This window comes from Acidovorax sp. GW821-FHT09A11, from assembly GCF_059418365.1.
The window spans coordinates 64579-78318 of record NZ_JBWKPS010000009.1; the positions used below are offsets into that span (position 1 = coordinate 64579).

14 protein-coding genes are annotated in these 13740 nt (G+C 71.3%); 8 read left to right on the top strand and 6 right to left on the bottom strand.

Features of this window, described 5'->3' with window-relative positions; genetic code table 11:
- The first annotated feature begins 19 nt into the window (after positions 1 to 19).
- The 5 genes from AC07PV_RS20220 to bioF all read left to right on the top strand — a co-directional run bounded on the left by AC07PV_RS20220 (position 20) and on the right by bioF (position 4124).
- On the top strand, positions 20 to 394 hold the full coding sequence (locus AC07PV_RS20220) for a 6-carboxytetrahydropterin synthase (protein WP_218295897.1): 375 nt from the start codon (positions 20 to 22) through the stop codon (positions 392 to 394).
- Between the two features lie 64 nt (positions 395 to 458).
- Complete coding sequence (panD, locus tag AC07PV_RS20225) at positions 459 to 839, top strand: aspartate 1-decarboxylase (RefSeq protein WP_218295898.1); 381 nt, start codon at positions 459 to 461, stop codon at positions 837 to 839.
- Positions 840 to 844: 5 nt separating this feature from the next.
- Positions 845 to 2173, top strand: a complete 1329-nt coding sequence (gene bioA / locus AC07PV_RS20230) for an adenosylmethionine--8-amino-7-oxononanoate transaminase (RefSeq protein ID WP_218296304.1) — start codon at positions 845 to 847, stop codon at positions 2171 to 2173.
- A complete protein-coding gene (bioD, locus tag AC07PV_RS20235) occupies positions 2170 to 2841 on the top strand; it encodes a dethiobiotin synthase (protein WP_218295899.1) in 672 nt (223 codons plus the stop codon). Before bioA ends, bioD begins: the two co-directional genes overlap by 4 nt.
- Positions 2838 to 4124 (top strand): 8-amino-7-oxononanoate synthase, encoded by a 1287-nt coding sequence (gene bioF / locus AC07PV_RS20240; protein ID WP_255591027.1) that lies wholly within the window; start codon positions 2838 to 2840, stop codon positions 4122 to 4124. The genes bioD and bioF overlap by 4 nt, the downstream gene beginning before the upstream one ends.
- A gap of 59 nt (positions 4125 to 4183) precedes the next feature.
- Here bioF and AC07PV_RS20245 read toward each other — a convergent pair whose 3' ends face one another.
- A complete protein-coding gene (locus AC07PV_RS20245) occupies positions 4184 to 4939 on the bottom strand; it encodes a carbonic anhydrase (RefSeq protein WP_218295900.1) in 756 nt (251 codons plus the stop codon).
- Between the two features lie 444 nt (positions 4940 to 5383).
- Between AC07PV_RS20245 and AC07PV_RS20250 the strand changes: the two genes are divergently transcribed.
- Positions 5384 to 5743, top strand: coding sequence for a 5-carboxymethyl-2-hydroxymuconate Delta-isomerase (locus AC07PV_RS20250; protein WP_218295901.1), 360 nt, complete (start codon positions 5384 to 5386; stop codon positions 5741 to 5743).
- A 60-nt stretch (positions 5744 to 5803) separates the two neighbouring features.
- Here AC07PV_RS20250 and AC07PV_RS20255 read toward each other — a convergent pair whose 3' ends face one another.
- The 3 genes from AC07PV_RS20255 to nadC form a co-directional block, all read right to left on the bottom strand.
- Complete coding sequence (locus tag AC07PV_RS20255; RefSeq protein ID WP_218295902.1) at positions 5804 to 7627, bottom strand: chorismate-binding protein; 1824 nt, start codon at positions 7625 to 7627, stop codon at positions 5804 to 5806.
- A gap of 77 nt (positions 7628 to 7704) precedes the next feature.
- Positions 7705 to 8841 (bottom strand): quinolinate synthase NadA, encoded by a 1137-nt coding sequence (gene nadA / locus AC07PV_RS20260; RefSeq protein WP_218295903.1) that lies wholly within the window; start codon positions 8839 to 8841, stop codon positions 7705 to 7707.
- The gene (gene nadC / locus AC07PV_RS20265) at positions 8838 to 9707 is read right to left on the bottom strand and encodes a carboxylating nicotinate-nucleotide diphosphorylase (protein ID WP_255591029.1); all 870 of its coding nucleotides are present in this window, start codon (positions 9705 to 9707) and stop codon (positions 8838 to 8840) included. Before nadC ends, nadA begins: the two co-directional genes overlap by 4 nt.
- Positions 9708 to 9838: 131 nt before the next feature.
- Between nadC and panB the strand changes: the two genes are divergently transcribed.
- Both panB and panC read left to right on the top strand, forming a co-directional pair.
- Positions 9839 to 10720: a 3-methyl-2-oxobutanoate hydroxymethyltransferase gene (gene panB, locus AC07PV_RS20270; RefSeq protein WP_218295904.1), complete on the top strand. Its 882-nt coding sequence runs from the start codon at positions 9839 to 9841 to the stop codon at positions 10718 to 10720.
- Between the two features lie 39 nt (positions 10721 to 10759).
- Positions 10760 to 11605 (top strand): pantoate--beta-alanine ligase, encoded by an 846-nt coding sequence (gene panC / locus AC07PV_RS20275; protein ID WP_218339554.1) that lies wholly within the window; start codon positions 10760 to 10762, stop codon positions 11603 to 11605.
- A 66-nt stretch (positions 11606 to 11671) separates the two neighbouring features.
- Here the strand turns inward: panC and AC07PV_RS20280 are convergent, their stop codons facing one another.
- Both AC07PV_RS20280 and AC07PV_RS20285 read right to left on the bottom strand, forming a co-directional pair.
- The gene (locus tag AC07PV_RS20280; RefSeq protein WP_494631162.1) at positions 11672 to 12418 is read right to left on the bottom strand and encodes an alpha/beta fold hydrolase; all 747 of its coding nucleotides are present in this window, start codon (positions 12416 to 12418) and stop codon (positions 11672 to 11674) included.
- Positions 12419 to 12510: 92 nt separating this feature from the next.
- Positions 12511 to 13626 (bottom strand): zinc-binding metallopeptidase family protein, encoded by a 1116-nt coding sequence (locus AC07PV_RS20285; protein WP_218295907.1) that lies wholly within the window; start codon positions 13624 to 13626, stop codon positions 12511 to 12513.
- Between the last annotated feature and the right edge of the window lie 114 nt (positions 13627 to 13740).

Below are 13740 nucleotides of genomic sequence, written 5' to 3' on the forward strand. Positions count from 1 at the left end.
TTTTGTTGTTGATTTCCGTATGTTGTTCACCATTTCCCAGCGCTTCTTCTTCGACGCCGCCCACACCCTGCGCCGCGAGATCGAGGCCGAAGGCAGCCGCCGTGTGCACGGCCACACCTACCACGCCGAGGTCTCGCTCAGCGGCCCGCGCGACCCCGCCACTGGCATGGTGCTGGACCTGGGCCTGCTGCGCCGGGGCCTGGAGGTGGTGCGCGGGCAGCTCGACCACCACATGCTGGATGACGTGCCGGGCCTGGGCACGCCCACGCTCGAGAACCTGTGCGTCTTCATCGCCCAGGCGCTGCCCGCCGAACTGCAGCCGCGCGTGAGCCGCGTGCGCGTGTGGCGCGACGCGCTGGGCGACAGCTGCTTGCTCGACCTGCCCGCGCGCTGACACACCACCTGCCCCACCGGCAGACCCCGCCCGCGCCGCCACCGACTTCACCCAAGGAAGCCCGATGTTCCGTACCTTGCTCAAATCCAAGATCCACCGCGTCGCCGTGACCCAGTGCGAGCTGCACTACGAAGGCTCCTGCGCCATCGACGAAAACCTGCTGGAAGCAGCCAACATCGCCGAGAACGAGCAGATCCACGTCTGGAACATCAACAACGGCGAGCGTTTCATCACCTACGCCATCAAGGGCCAGCGCGGCAGCGGCATGATCTCGGTGAACGGCTCGGCCGCGCGCCGCGCCGCCGTGGGCGACCTCATCATCATCGCGGCCTTCGCCCAGGTGCATGAGGACCAGGTGCCCACGCACCAGCCGCAACTGGTGTTCGTGGACGAACACAACCGCCAGACCGGACTGCGCCACGCCGTGCCCACACAGGCCCTGTGATGAACATGCAGCCCCTGCACGCCGGCCTGGTGGCCCGCAGCCTCGCCAGCGTCTGGCACCCCTGCACGCAGATGAAGCGGCACGAGGCCCAGCCGCCCGTGGCCATCGCGCGCGCACAGGGGCCTTGGCTCTACGACACGCAAGGCCGGCGCTACCTCGACGGCATCAGCTCCTGGTGGGTCAACCTCTTTGGCCACAGCCACCCGCACATCAAGGCAGCCCTCGCCGACCAGCTGGAGCGGCTCGACCACGTGATGCTCGCCGGCTTCACGCATGCGCCGGTGGTGGAGCTGTCGGAAAGCCTCTCCGCGCTCACGGGCCTGGGCCATGCGTTCTACGGCAGCGACGGCGCGGCGGCCACCGAGATCGCCCTGAAGATGAGCGCGCACTACTGGCGCAACACGGGTCGCCCCGCCAAGAGCCGCTTTGTGGGTCTGGCCGGTGGCTACCACGGCGAGACCGTGGGCGCGCTGGCCGTGACCGACATCGCGATCTTCCGCGAGGCCTACGCGCCGCTGGTGCGCCTGGCCGCCACCGTGCCCAGCCCCGATGCGCGCGGCGCGGCGCCCGGCGAAAGCGCCGAGGACGTGGCGCGTCGCAGTGCCCAGGCGCTCGATGCCTGGCTGGCCGAGCACCACGCGAGCACCGCCGCGCTCATCGTCGAACCGCTGGTGCAGTGCGCCGCCGGCATGGCCATGCACAGCCCCGAGTACCTGCGCCTGGCGCGCGCGCTGTGCGACCGCTACGAGGTGCACCTGGTGGTGGACGAGATCGCCGTGGGCTTTGGCCGCACGGGCACGATGTTCGCCCACCAGCAGGCGGGCATCCGGCCGGACTTCATCTGCCTGTCCAAGGGCCTCACGGGCGGCACGCTGCCGCTGTCGGCCGTGCTCACCACCGACGCGGTGTATGCCGCGTTCTACGACGACGATGTGGCGCGCGGCTTTCTGCACTCGCATTCGTACACCGGCAACCCGCTGGCCTGCCGCGCGGCGCTGGCCACGCTGGAGCTGTTCGGCCAGCTCGACACCCTCAACGCCAACGCGGCCCTGGCCCTGCGCATCGACGCGGCCTGCATGCCGCTCACCCGCCATCCGAGCGTGCGCCACGCGCGGCGCCTGGGAATGATCTGGGCCTGGGACATCGACACCACGCTGCCCGACTTCGCACGCCGCTACCACCAGCACGCCATGGCGCGGGGGCTGGTGCTGCGCCCCATCGGCCACACGCTGTACGCGATGCCACCCTATGTGCTCGACGAAGAGGCCGTGCAGCGCCTCGCCGAGGGCGCGCTGGGCGCACTGAACGCCACCCTGCAGGAGGAGACCCCATGATTGGATGTTTTGTCACCGGCACCGACACGGGCGTCGGCAAGACGCTGGTGTCCACCGGCCTGCTGCACGCCCTGGCGCCACACCACCGCCGCGTGGTCGGCATGAAGCCGGTGGCCGCGGGCGTGGTGCCCTGGGGCGAGGACTGGGCCAGCGAGGACGCGATCGCGCTGCGTTCGGCCTCCACGCTGGCCGTGGCGCCCGAGCTGGACAACCCCGTGCTGCTGCTCGATCCGCTCTCGCCCCACATCGCCGCCGCGCGCGCCGGGGTGCGGATCGACATCGCGGCCATCGTGCGCAGCTACCAGGCCCTGGCGGCCCAGGCCGATGCGGTGGTGGTCGAAGGCGCGGGCGGCTTCCACGTGCCGCTGTCGGACACCGAGACCGGCGCCGACCTGGCCCAGGCCCTGGCCCTGCCCGTGGTGCTGGTGGTGGGCCTGCGGCTGGGCTGCCTGAACCACGCGCTGCTCACGGCCGAGGCGATCCGCGCGCGCGGCCTCGCGCTGGCCGGCTGGGTGGCCAACCGCGTGGACCCTGGCATGGACGCGGCCGAAGAGAACATCGCCTACCTGCGGGACCGCCTGGGCGCGCCGCTGCTGGCCGAGGTGCCCTACCAGGAACTGCCCGACGCGCGCGGCCTGGTGTTCGAGCTTCCCGGGGAGTGGCTATGACCGCGCCGACCTCCTGCGCGTCCTGGCTGGACGAGATCCCAGGGCAAATCGCCGACCTCGAGCGCGCCCACCTGCTGCGCCGCCGCCGCGTGGTGCAGCCCGCAGGGGGTGCCCACCTGCTGGTGGACGGGCAATCCATGCTGGCCTTCTGCAGCAACGACTACCTGGGCCTGGCCGGCCACCCCGCGCTGGCCGAGGCCGCGCGCGAGGCCACGCACACCTTTGGCGTGGGCTCGGGCGGCTCGCCCCTGGTCAGCGGGCACAGCGCCGCCAACGCGGCGCTGGAGCAGGAACTGGCCGCCTTCGTGCAATTGCCCCGGGCGCTGTACTTCTACGCGGGCTATGCCACCAATACCGGCATCATCCCCGCCCTGGTGGGCGCGGGCGACGCACTGTTTTCCGATGCGCTCAACCATGCCTGCCTGATCGATGGCGCGCGGCTGTCACGCGCCACCATCCACCGCTACCCGCATGCCGACCTGGCGGCACTGCAAGCCGCGCTGGCCGCCAGCCCCGCGCGGCGCAAGCTGGTGGTCAGCGATGCCGTCTTCAGCATGGATGGCGACCTGATCGACATCCCGGCGCTGCTGGCGCTGTGCGAGCGCTACGACGCCCTGCTGCTGCTGGACGACGCCCATGGCTTTGGCGTGCTCGGGCCGCAGGGGCGCGGCAGCCTGGCGCACGCGGGGCTGGCGGGTGCCGCCGCGTCGCGCCGCGTGCTCTACATGGCCACGCTGGGCAAGGCGGCGGGCGTCGCCGGCGCCTTCGTGGCGGGCGACGCGGCACTCATCGAATGGCTGCTGCAGAAGACGCGCACCTACATCTTCGCCACCGCCGCGCCGCCCCTGCTGGCGAGCGCCTTGCGCAAGAGCCTGGAGCTGATGGCGGCCGCCGACGACCTGCGGGAGGGGCTGCGCCAGCGCATTGCGCAACTGCGCGAAGGCCTGGCCACGCTGCCCCCAGGACTGGGCTGGCAACTGCTGCCATCCCACACGGCGGTGCAGGCACTCGTGATCGGCAGCAACGAAGCCGCCCTGGCCGCGATGGAAAGCCTGCGCCGCGAGGGCCTGTGGGTGCCCGCCATCCGCCCGCCCACCGTGCCCGCGGGCACGGCCCGGCTGCGCATTGCGCTGTCGGCCGCCCACACGGCCCACGATGTGGACCGGTTGCTGGCCGCCCTGGCCGCGCATGCGGCCCACGCGGTCCCGGCGGCCCGCCACGTGGCCGCCCGGCAGCCGCCAGCCACTGGCACCAGCGGCGCGCGCGCGGCCGTCAGCGGCTGAGGGCAGGCGCCGCCGGTGCTCCCCGCGCCCCCCTGGAGCGCCGTCCCCCGGAGTGGCCGTCAGGCGCTTTCCTTGACCACGCGCCCGTTGAGCGGCTGCAACGGCCGCGCGTTGGCGTTGTACAGCTGGCGAAACGCCTTGATCTGCTGGGCGCCGAGCTTCACGGGCTCCTTGAGCACCATCCACTGCACGCCTTCGGAACACGGCGGCGTGGTCAGCGAGCCGTCAAAGCTGTAGTAGCCTTTCCTGGCGGGCAACAGGGCGCTGGCGTCCAGGGTGAGCCCCTGCACCGTCACCTGCTCGCCGGTGCGCGGCAGGTGCGCAAAGATGGGAGCCCACGCGGCATTGGGCTTGCCGGGCTGTATCAGCGCGGCCACCACGCCCAGCCCGCCGTCCTCGCCCTTGTGCACGAAGTGCGCCACCATGGCCGCGCGCTTGCCGCCAATGGCTTCCTCGCTGGGGGTGTGGAAGTGGAACTGCAGCAGCTCCATGGCCCTGCCGTTGACCACGAGCCTGCTGCCGGCGGGCATGTTGACCTGCACCGTGTGGCCGTTGTTGACCAGCGTGGGCGCCCCGGGCGTGTATTGGAACTCGAGCGCCGGCAGCGCCTCCTTCACGGTCTTGCGGATGTCCACGGGGCTTTGCGCCGCACCCCGCGCGCAGGCTTCAAAGCCCGCCTCCAGCGCGCCCCAGTGCGTGGCGCCGTGCTTGCCCTTGTACTCCCAGTGCGGTGGCGATTGCGCGCCAGCCCCGGTGGCGGCGCACAGCGCCAGGACGGCGAGAGCGGTGTGTCGGATCATTTTTTGGTATGTCATGGTTTTACTGAACACGGTTGAGGAAAAGCCGCTGCCCACCTGCACGTCCGCCGCATGCGCCACGGTTCGCCACGGTTCGCCACGGATTGCAGCACCCTGGCAATGTTCCTGGCGGCACGGCAGGAACCTGCGAACCGGCACACGGCGCGGGCCCCGCACAGTGAGCGCGGGGCCGCCCGGATTCTGAGCAGGCGGGCCGCTCCGCGGCAACACAAATCGCGCATGGCCCTGGTGCCGTGTCAACAAGGAGCGGCCGCCCCGCATTCGCCACCGGCCTTCAAGCGCACGCGAACGCCCGCGAGGGCTGGAACGTCGCCCCCGGGCCGGGGCCGGCCTGGGAACCTGACCGGCGCAAGCCCCCGCGCGCCCGGCGGTGAACCCGCGCCCTTAAACTGGCGCGGCGCGCACAGTGCGTGCCCCGCCCAGAACGGAATCACGAATCCCATGCCCCATCTCACCGTCGAATACTCCAGCAACCTGCCCCACTATCCCGAGGCGGACACCCTGGCTGCGCTCAACGCCACCCTGTGCGCCCACCCCGAGGTGCAGGACGAGGCCGATCTGAAGACCCGATTCATCGTGGCCGACAGCTTCGAGATCGGCACCGCACCGGCCCAGCGCGCGTTCGTGCACGCGCAGCTGCGCCTGCTCTCGGGCCGCACGCCCGAGGCCAAGAAAGAACTCTCCGGGCGCATCGCCGCCGTGCTGCGCGAACGCACACCCCGCCCCCAGGGCGTGATGGTGCAGCTGAGCGTGGAAGTGGTGGACATGGACCGGGGCTCCTACGCCAAAGAGCGGCTTTGAACCGGCGCTGAATCCTCTGCCAGCCCGGCCCCCACCACCCACGCGGGGCGCCGGCGCCGATCAGCCTTCGAGCGTGGCCGGCAGCCAGCCCCGCAGGCTGTTGAGGAAGGCCCAGGCCTGCACCCGGGGCACGTCAGACACGCGCAGCACGGCCTCCACCACGCGCCCCTCGCGCAATGCCACGGCGCGGCCCACGCCGGGCAGCAGGCCGCAGGACAGGGGCGGCGTCACCCACCGCCCATCGATGAGCGCGGCGATGTTGCCGAAGGTGCTTTCGGTGATCTCGCCCGCCGCGTTCCACAGCACCGTGTCGAACACGCCGGGCGTGGTGGGCGCCAACGCCGCATAGTGCGCGCGGCGCGTGGTCTTGTGGCGCACGAATTCGCCGTGCGCCTCCGCCAGCGGGCGCGTGGCCAGCTGCAGGCGCACGGGTGCGGCCGTGGGCTGCAGCGCAAAGGCCTCGGCCCGGGGCGTGCCGGTGGCGTCCAGCAGCAGGCGCGCCCGCCAGGCCCCCGCAGCGTGTGCGGCGGCCAGCGCCCGCAGGCATTGCGACACGGCTTTCGCATCCCAGGGCACGCCAAAGTGCGCAGCGGTCTTCTCCAGGCGCGCCAGGTGGTCGGCCAGGTGCCGGAAGGCGCCGGCCTCCAGCGCCAGGGTTTCAAGCAGGTCAAAGGGCTGGCTGGCGCGCTCGGCAAAGGCCCGCTTGTGCTGCCACTCGCTCCACTCGGCATCGGCCAGCGCGCCCGAGGTGATGCCGCTGCCAATGCCGCAGGTGGCGTGGACGGCCGGGCCTTCCTCGCCGTCGCCGCCGCTCCCGCTGCGCAGCACCACGGTGCGGATGGGCACGTTGAACGTGGCGGCCACCGCGTGCCGGCCCTGCGCGTCGGGCGGGCCGGCCGGGCGCACCACGCCCACCGCGCCGCAGTACACGCCGCGCGGCGCGGGCTCCAGCGCGCGGATCATCCGCATGGCGCGCACCTTGGGTGCGCCGGTGACCGAGCCGCACGGGAACAGCGCCGCAAACACATCGGCCAGCGTGGTGCCGGGCCGCGTGCGGGCCGTCACGTCCGAGGTCATCTGCCACACCGTGGGCAGGGCCTGGGTGGCGAACAGCGCGGGCACGCGCACGCTGTGCGGCAGCGCAATGCGCGACACGTCGTTGCGCAGCAGGTCCACGATCATCACGTTCTCGGCCCGCTCCTTGGGCGCCGTGCGCAGGTGCTCGGCCTGGGCCGCGTCCTCTTCGGGGGTGGCTCCGCGCGGGGCCGTGCCCTTCATGGGCCGGGCCAGGAGGGCTCCACCATCGGGGGCATCCCGCCAGTCGAAGAACAGCTCGGGCGACACCGACAGCACCTGCTCGGGCCCCGCGTCGATGTGCGCCGCATATCCGCCGGGCTGGGCGCGCAACAGCGCGGCAAACAGTGCCTGCGCCGACCCCTGAAGCGTGCCATGAAGGGGCGCGGTGTAGTTGACCTGGTACAGCTCGCCCGCCGCGATCGCCTGCTGGATCCGCGCCAGCGCGGCATCGAACGAGGCGCGGTCAGGGCTGCCGGTCCATGCCACCTGAGCAGGAGGCTGCGCCGCGGGGCCCTGCGCGCCTTCGGGCCAGGGCAGCGGCGCGTCGTGCACGGCAAACCAGGCCAGCGGTCCGTCGGCCGCGTGGGTCTGCAAGGCCGCATCGAACGCGGCGGCCGCCTCGTAGCGCACATGGCCCACGCACCAGCGGCCCTGCCGCGCAGCGGCGTGCACGGCGTCGAGCACGCCGCGCACCTGGGGCAGCGCGTGGGCCACGAGCACCTCGCGGGGTGTGCCGAAGGCGTGGCGCAGGCGCGGGGCGCGTGCATCCAGCGGCTGGGTGAAGTCGATGCGGGAAGTGATGGTCAAAACAGGCGCTAGCGCAGGTATTTCATGCGCTGACAGCTATCAAAATCAAAGCAGATCAGGCCCTGGGGGTGGTACTGTCAGGCAGCGCCCAGGTGCGGCACCAGGGCGCTGGCCGGCTGCCCGTTCCTGAGCGCGGCGGTGAAGGCCAGCATGCGGTCAATCGGCTGGCGCGCGCGCGGAATCAGGGCGGGGTCCACATGGACCGCGTTGGCACCGGTCTCCAGCACCCGCGCCACGTCGGCCAGGCCGTTCATCGCCATCCAGGGGCAGTGCGCGCAGCTCTTGCAGGTGGCGCTGTTGCCGGCGGTGGGCGCCTCAATGAACACCTTGCCGGGGTTGAGCGTGCGCAGCTTGTGCATCATGCCGTTGTCGGTGGCCACGATGAATTCGGTGGCATCCATGTCGCGCGCAGCCTTGAGGATGGCGCTGGTGGAGCCCACCGCATCGGCCAGGGCGATCACGTCCGCGGGGCTCTCCGGGTGGACCAGCACCTTGGCGCGGGGGTGCTCCTTCTTGAGCGCCTCCAGCTCGAAGGCCTTGAACTCGTCGTGCACGATGCAGGCGCCGTTCCAGAACACCATGTCTGCACCGGTCTCGCGCTGGATATAGGCGCCCAGGTGGCGATCGGGCGCCCACAGGATCTTCTGGCCCGCGGCCTTGAGGGCCCCCACGATGTCGAGCGCGCAGCTCGAAGTCACCAGCCAGTCGGCGCGCGCCTTCACGGCCGCGCTGGTGTTGGCGTAGACCACCACGGTGCGGTCGGGATGGGCATCGCAGAACGCACTGAATGCGTCGATGGGGCAGCCCAGGTCGAGCGAACAGGTCGCATCGAGGTCCGGCATGAGCACCGTCTTTTCGGGGCTCAGAATCTTGGCCGTCTCGCCCATGAAGCGCACGCCACTCACCACCAGCGTCTGCGCGGCGTGGTCGCGGCCAAAGCGCGCCATCTCCAGCGAGTCGCTCACCAGGCCACCGGTTTCCTCCGCCAGGTCCTGCAGGTCGGGGTGCACGTAGTAGTGCGACACCATGACCGCGTTCTTCTCCTTGAGCAGGCGGCGGATCCTCTCCTTGAGCGCGGCGCGCTCAGGTGCAGTGGGCTCGGGCGGCACGCGGGCCCAGGCGTGTTTCGTGGAGCAGACGGAGCCCTCCTGGGTACCGAGCGGCTGCTCGTATTCCACATCGATGCGGTTCAGCACGGCGGTGGTGGTGGTCATGACAGCTCCTGCAGGCGCATCGAAAAATCGGTGGCCTTCACGTCCTTGGTCAGCGTGCCGATGGAGATGCGGTCCACGCCGGTCTCTGCCAGCGCGCGCAGGCCATCGAGCGTGACGCCGCCGGAGATTTCCAGAATCGCGCGTCCGGCATTGATGCGCACGGCCTCGCGCAGCGTGGGCAGGGGCATGTTGTCGAGCAGCACCATCCTGGCGCCGGCTTCCAGCGCCTCGGCCAGCTGCGCCAGCGTTTCCACTTCGATCTCGATGAACGTGGCTTGCGCGGCCACAGCCTGCGCGGCTTTCAGCACGGCGGTCACGCCACCGGCGGCGGCGATGTGGTTTTCCTTGATGAGCACCGCGTCGTGCAGGCCGATGCGGTGGTTGGTGCCACCGCCCACGCGCACGGCGTACTTCTGTGCCAGGCGCAGGCCGGGGAGGGTCTTGCGCGTGTCCACGATCTGGGCGCGCGTGCCGGCCACCACATCCACATAGGTGCGGGTCTTGGTGGCCACGGCCGACAGCAGCTGCAGAAAGTTGAGCGCCGTGCGCTCGGCGCTGAGCAGCGCGCGGGCATTGCCCGTGAGTTCCAGCACCACCTGGTCGGGCGCGCAGCGCTGGCCCTCGGCCACATGCCAGATGATCCCCATGGTGGGGTCGAGCGCGCGCAAGGCGGCTTCGGCCCAGGGCGCGCCGCAGATCACGGCGGACTCGCGCGCCAGGATGCGCGCGCGGGCGCGGCGGGCGGGGTCGATCAGGCCGGCGGTCAGGTCACCTGCGCCCACGTCTTCCGCGAGGGCGCGGGCCACATCGGCCTGGGCCAGGGCCGCCACATCATGGTCCATGGACTGTTGGTTCGAAAGCGTCATGGGGCGGGAGCATACCGGGAACCCAAAGGCCACTGCGCCAGCGCAGCCCGTTTCCCACCGCGCCGGCAACCAATAAGTACACCCATTATTGGTCGCATAGACTCGCGGCAATTTTTGCCCATGCAAGCCCCATGACTGCCACCAGCACCGTTTCCGCCACGCCCTACGGTACCCTGCCGCCCGCATCGCCCCTGCCCCAGCGCCGCCCCGTGAGCCTGCCGCGCCTGGCGCAGATGCGCGCGGCGGGCGAGAAGATCACGATGCTGACCGCCTATGACGCCACCTTCGCGGCCGTGGCCGATGCGGCGGGGGTGGAATGCATCCTGGTGGGCGACTCGCTGGGCATGGTGTGCCAGGGCCTGCCCAGCACGGTGGGCGTGGGCCTGGACACCATGGCCTACCACACGGCCAGCGTGGCGCGCGGCCTGCACCGCGTGCAGGGCACGGCCTGGCTGGTGGCCGACCTGCCGTATGGCACCTATGCCGAGAGCCGCGAGCAGGCCCTGCGCAGCGCCTGCGTGCTGATGCAGGCGGGTGCGCACATGGTCAAGCTCGAAGGCGGGGGCTGGACCGCGCCCACGGTGGAGTTCCTGGTGCAGCGCGGCGTGCCGGTGTGCGCCCACCTGGGCCTCACGCCGCAGACCGTGCATGCCCTGGGCGGCTACCGCGTGCAGGGCAAGACCGACGACGACGCCCGCACGCTGCGCCAAGAAGCACACGAACTGCAGGACGCAGGCGCCGCCATGCTGGTGCTGGAGATGGTGCCCGCCGCGCTGGCCGCGGCCCTCACGGCCGAGCTGCCGCGCTGCCACACCATCGGCATCGGCGCGGGCAACGGCACGGCCGGCCAGGTGCTGGTGTTGCACGACATGCTGGGCATGAACCTCGGAAAAATGCCGAAGTTCGTGCACAACTTCATGTCGGACGCGGGCAGCGTGCGCGGCGCCATGGAGGCGTATGTGCAGGCCGTCAAGCAGGGGCGTTTCCCGGACAACGCGGTACACGCCTGGTAAGCGACCCCCCGGATTTTTCAACAGACGCACTCCCGCCCCATGCTGATCGCCCACTCCATCGCCGACCTGCGCCAGGCCCTCGCCGCCCGCCGCCACCCCGCCTTCGTGCCCACCATGGGCAACCTGCACGACGGGCACATCGCCCTGGTGCGCCAGGCCCGGCCCCTGGGCGACGTGACCGTGGCCAGCATCTTCGTGAACCGCCTGCAGTTCCTGCCGCACGAGGACTTCGACAGCTACCCCCGCACCTGGGAGGCCGACTGCGCGCAGCTGCGGGCCGCCGGCTGCGACGTGCTGTTCGCCCCGCGCGAGGCCGACCTGTACCCCGAGCCCCAGACCTTCAAGGTGCACCCCGATCCCGCATTGGCCGACATGCTCGAAGGCCAGTTCCGCCCCGGCTTCTTCGTGGGCGTGGGCACGGTGGTGATGAAGCTGTTCGCCTGCGTGCTGGGCCAGAGCGGCGGCACGGCGGTGTTTGGCAAGAAGGACTACCAGCAGCTCATGGTGATCCGCCAGATGGTGCGGCAGTTCGCATTGCCCATCGACATCGTGGCGGGCGAGACCTGCCGCGCGGCGGATGGGCTGGCGCTGAGTTCGCGCAACGGCTACCTCGGCCCCGAGGAACGCCAGGAGGCCGTGGCCCTGCCGCAGGCGCTCCGGCAGCTGGCGGGGCAATGGACTGCCCGGCCGCCAGCCGCAGGCGCGGCGCTGGAGCAACAGGCCGTCGATGCCCTGCGCGCACGCGGCTGGCAGCCCGACTACCTCACCGTGCGCCGCCGCGCCGACCTGCAGCCGCCCACGGCGCAGGACGGGCCGGGCATGCTTGTCGCCCTGGGGGCGGCGCGCCTGGGCGGCACGCGGCTCATCGACAACCTGGAGTTCTGATTAGCTCCTGAATTCATAGCAACCAGCGCTTTCCCATCAAGCGCCAGAGGCCAATTTCATGAGAAATCAATGCCCCCAGCCACCCCGCGCGATCCATTCCAGCAGCAGGCGGTTGACGGCCTCGGGCTGCTCCATGGTGAGCATGTGGCCGCATTCGGCCAGCACGGCATGGTGGGCGCCAGGGATGAGCGCCGCGATCTCCTCGGAGCATTCGGGCGGTGTGAGCTGGTCGGCGGCGCCACACGCCACCAGCGTGGGGCAGGCCACGCGCGGCAGGTGCAGCCGGGCATCGGGCCGGTGGATGACCGCGCGGTTCTGGCGCACCAGCTGCTGCGCGCCGGCGCGCAGCACGAAGTCGAGGTAGGCCTGCACCAGCGCGGGCCGTGCCGCATTGGCCGGGTGAAAGGCAAACGCCACGTTGGGCTCGATCACCTCGCGCAAGCGGCCCTGGGCGAACAGTTCCATCGCGGCTTCGCGCAGCGCGCGCATGTCGGGCGTCTCCGGCCGGGCCGTGGTGCCCAGCAGCGCCAGGCCGGCCACGCGCCCGGGCGCCTGGCGCGCGGCCTCCATGGCGATCATCCCGCCCATCGAGGCGCCGCACAGCAGCAAGGCCCCGGGATGCTCGGCCAGCACCAGCGCGGCCATGTCTTCAATGCGCTGCGCGTCGGGCCGCGCGTGGGCCGTGGCCACCACGGGGCGCAGCGCGGCCGGCAGGGCCGGCAGCTGGGCCTGCCACATGGTGGCATCACCGGCCAGGCCGGGTATCAGAACGAGCTGGGGAGGGTCGAAGGCATGCAAGGGGGTGTTGTTCATGGCCCCGGAGTGTCGCAAGAAACACGCGGGCGTGCAGGCTGCGGCGCTGGCGGGGAGGCCGCGCGGACGCCAGGACCGGCTGCGCGGCGGGCTTACAGCGCCTCGGACGGCACCGCCTGCACGCCGCCCTGGGGGGCCTGCGCCTGCACCAGATCGTGCACGAAACGCAGCTTGACCATGGCGCCGGAGGACAGCGCGAACGGGTAGGCATCGTGCTGGCCCAGGCTGCGGTTCAGGCTGTTGAGCATGAGGGTCAGCGGCACCCACTGGCGCACCATGTCCTGGAACGCGGGGCGCGGCGTGGCAAAGGGGTCGGTGACATGGTGGCGGATGGCGGCATGCGGGTCGGGCACCGTCACGCCCGCCTGGTAGCTGGCCGCCGTCTCCAGCAGGTCGATCATGTGCAGGTAGTGGGCCCAGGTTTCGGCCCAGTCCTCCCACGGGTGGGCCGCGGCATAGGCGCTCACATGGCGCGCGGCCCAATCGCCCAGCTCGTTGCCCCGGGCGTAGTGCGCGTCCAGCGCGGCGGCGTAGTCCTGCCGCTCGTCGCCAAATACATTGCGGAAGGCGTCGATGCGGCCGCCATCGCGCACCAGCTGGTCCCAGTAGAAATGGCCGGATTCATGCCGCAGGTGGCCAATCAGCGTGCGGTAGGGCTCGCCCAGCGCGATGCGGCGGCGAGCACGCTCGTCGTCGTCCGCCTCGGCCACGTTGAGCGTGATGGTGCCGCCCAGATGGCCGGTGAGGATCGCGGGGCCGCCGGGCAGGTCCGCCAGGAATTCGAAGACCGGTCCGTACCGGCCGGGGACGGGTTCCAGCCCCAGGCGCGCCAGCGTGTAGAACAGCTGGCGCTTGGCCGCCTCGATCTGCTTCCAGCGCCCCAGGTTGGCGGCTTCCGAGAGGTCGGGAAGGATGCGCGTCTGGCGGCACGAGGCGCACAGGTCGGCATAGTCGTTGGCGGGCACCGCGAAGTTGCACGCCTGGTACTCCGTGTGGTTGTGGCACATGCGGTACAGCCGCCCGCTGTAGTTCGCGGTGCCGCGCTCGCCCATGCGGCGCCACAGGCCCGGGCCGTCCTGCGGCGCGGGCGCCAGGGCGGCCATGGCGAGCTGGTCTGGCAGGAATGCCAGCGTGCTGCCGCAGTGCAGGCATTGCACGCTGTCAAAAAACACCAGGTGACCGCAATGGTCGCAATTGAATACGCGCATGGTGCCGAGCTTATACCCAGTGGGGCGTCCGTGTGGGGGCATGGCCGCCAGGTTCGCCGCGCGCCGCAGGCGGCGCCGGGCCCGGATCGGGATTCCCAATGAAAAAGAGCAGGT

Excerpts from the sequence above, each read along its gene's own strand:
- nadA (WP_218295903.1), bottom strand. The coding sequence starts at position 8,841 with ATGACCACCACCACCGCCGTGCTGAACCGCATCGATGTGGAATACGAG.
- bioA (WP_218296304.1), top strand. The coding sequence starts at position 845 with ATGCAGCCCCTGCACGCCGGCCTGGTGGCCCGCAGCCTCGCCAGCGTC.
- nadC (WP_255591029.1), bottom strand. The coding sequence starts at position 9,707 with ATGACGCTTTCGAACCAACAGTCCATGGACCATGATGTGGCGGCCCTG.
- AC07PV_RS20245 (WP_218295900.1), bottom strand. The coding sequence starts at position 4,939 with ATGACATACCAAAAAATGATCCGACACACCGCTCTCGCCGTCCTGGCG.
- AC07PV_RS20280 (WP_494631162.1), bottom strand. The coding sequence starts at position 12,418 with ATGAACAACACCCCCTTGCATGCCTTCGACCCTCCCCAGCTCGTTCTG.
- panC (WP_218339554.1), top strand. The coding sequence starts at position 10,760 with ATGCTGATCGCCCACTCCATCGCCGACCTGCGCCAGGCCCTCGCCGCC.
- bioD (WP_218295899.1), top strand. The coding sequence starts at position 2,170 with ATGATTGGATGTTTTGTCACCGGCACCGACACGGGCGTCGGCAAGACG.
- AC07PV_RS20220 (WP_218295897.1), top strand. The coding sequence starts at position 20 with ATGTTGTTCACCATTTCCCAGCGCTTCTTCTTCGACGCCGCCCACACC.
- panB (WP_218295904.1), top strand. The coding sequence starts at position 9,839 with ATGACTGCCACCAGCACCGTTTCCGCCACGCCCTACGGTACCCTGCCG.
- panD (WP_218295898.1), top strand. The coding sequence starts at position 459 with ATGTTCCGTACCTTGCTCAAATCCAAGATCCACCGCGTCGCCGTGACC.
- AC07PV_RS20250 (WP_218295901.1), top strand. The coding sequence starts at position 5,384 with ATGCCCCATCTCACCGTCGAATACTCCAGCAACCTGCCCCACTATCCC.
- bioF (WP_255591027.1), top strand. The coding sequence starts at position 2,838 with ATGACCGCGCCGACCTCCTGCGCGTCCTGGCTGGACGAGATCCCAGGG.
- AC07PV_RS20285 (WP_218295907.1), bottom strand. The coding sequence starts at position 13,626 with ATGCGCGTATTCAATTGCGACCATTGCGGTCACCTGGTGTTTTTTGAC.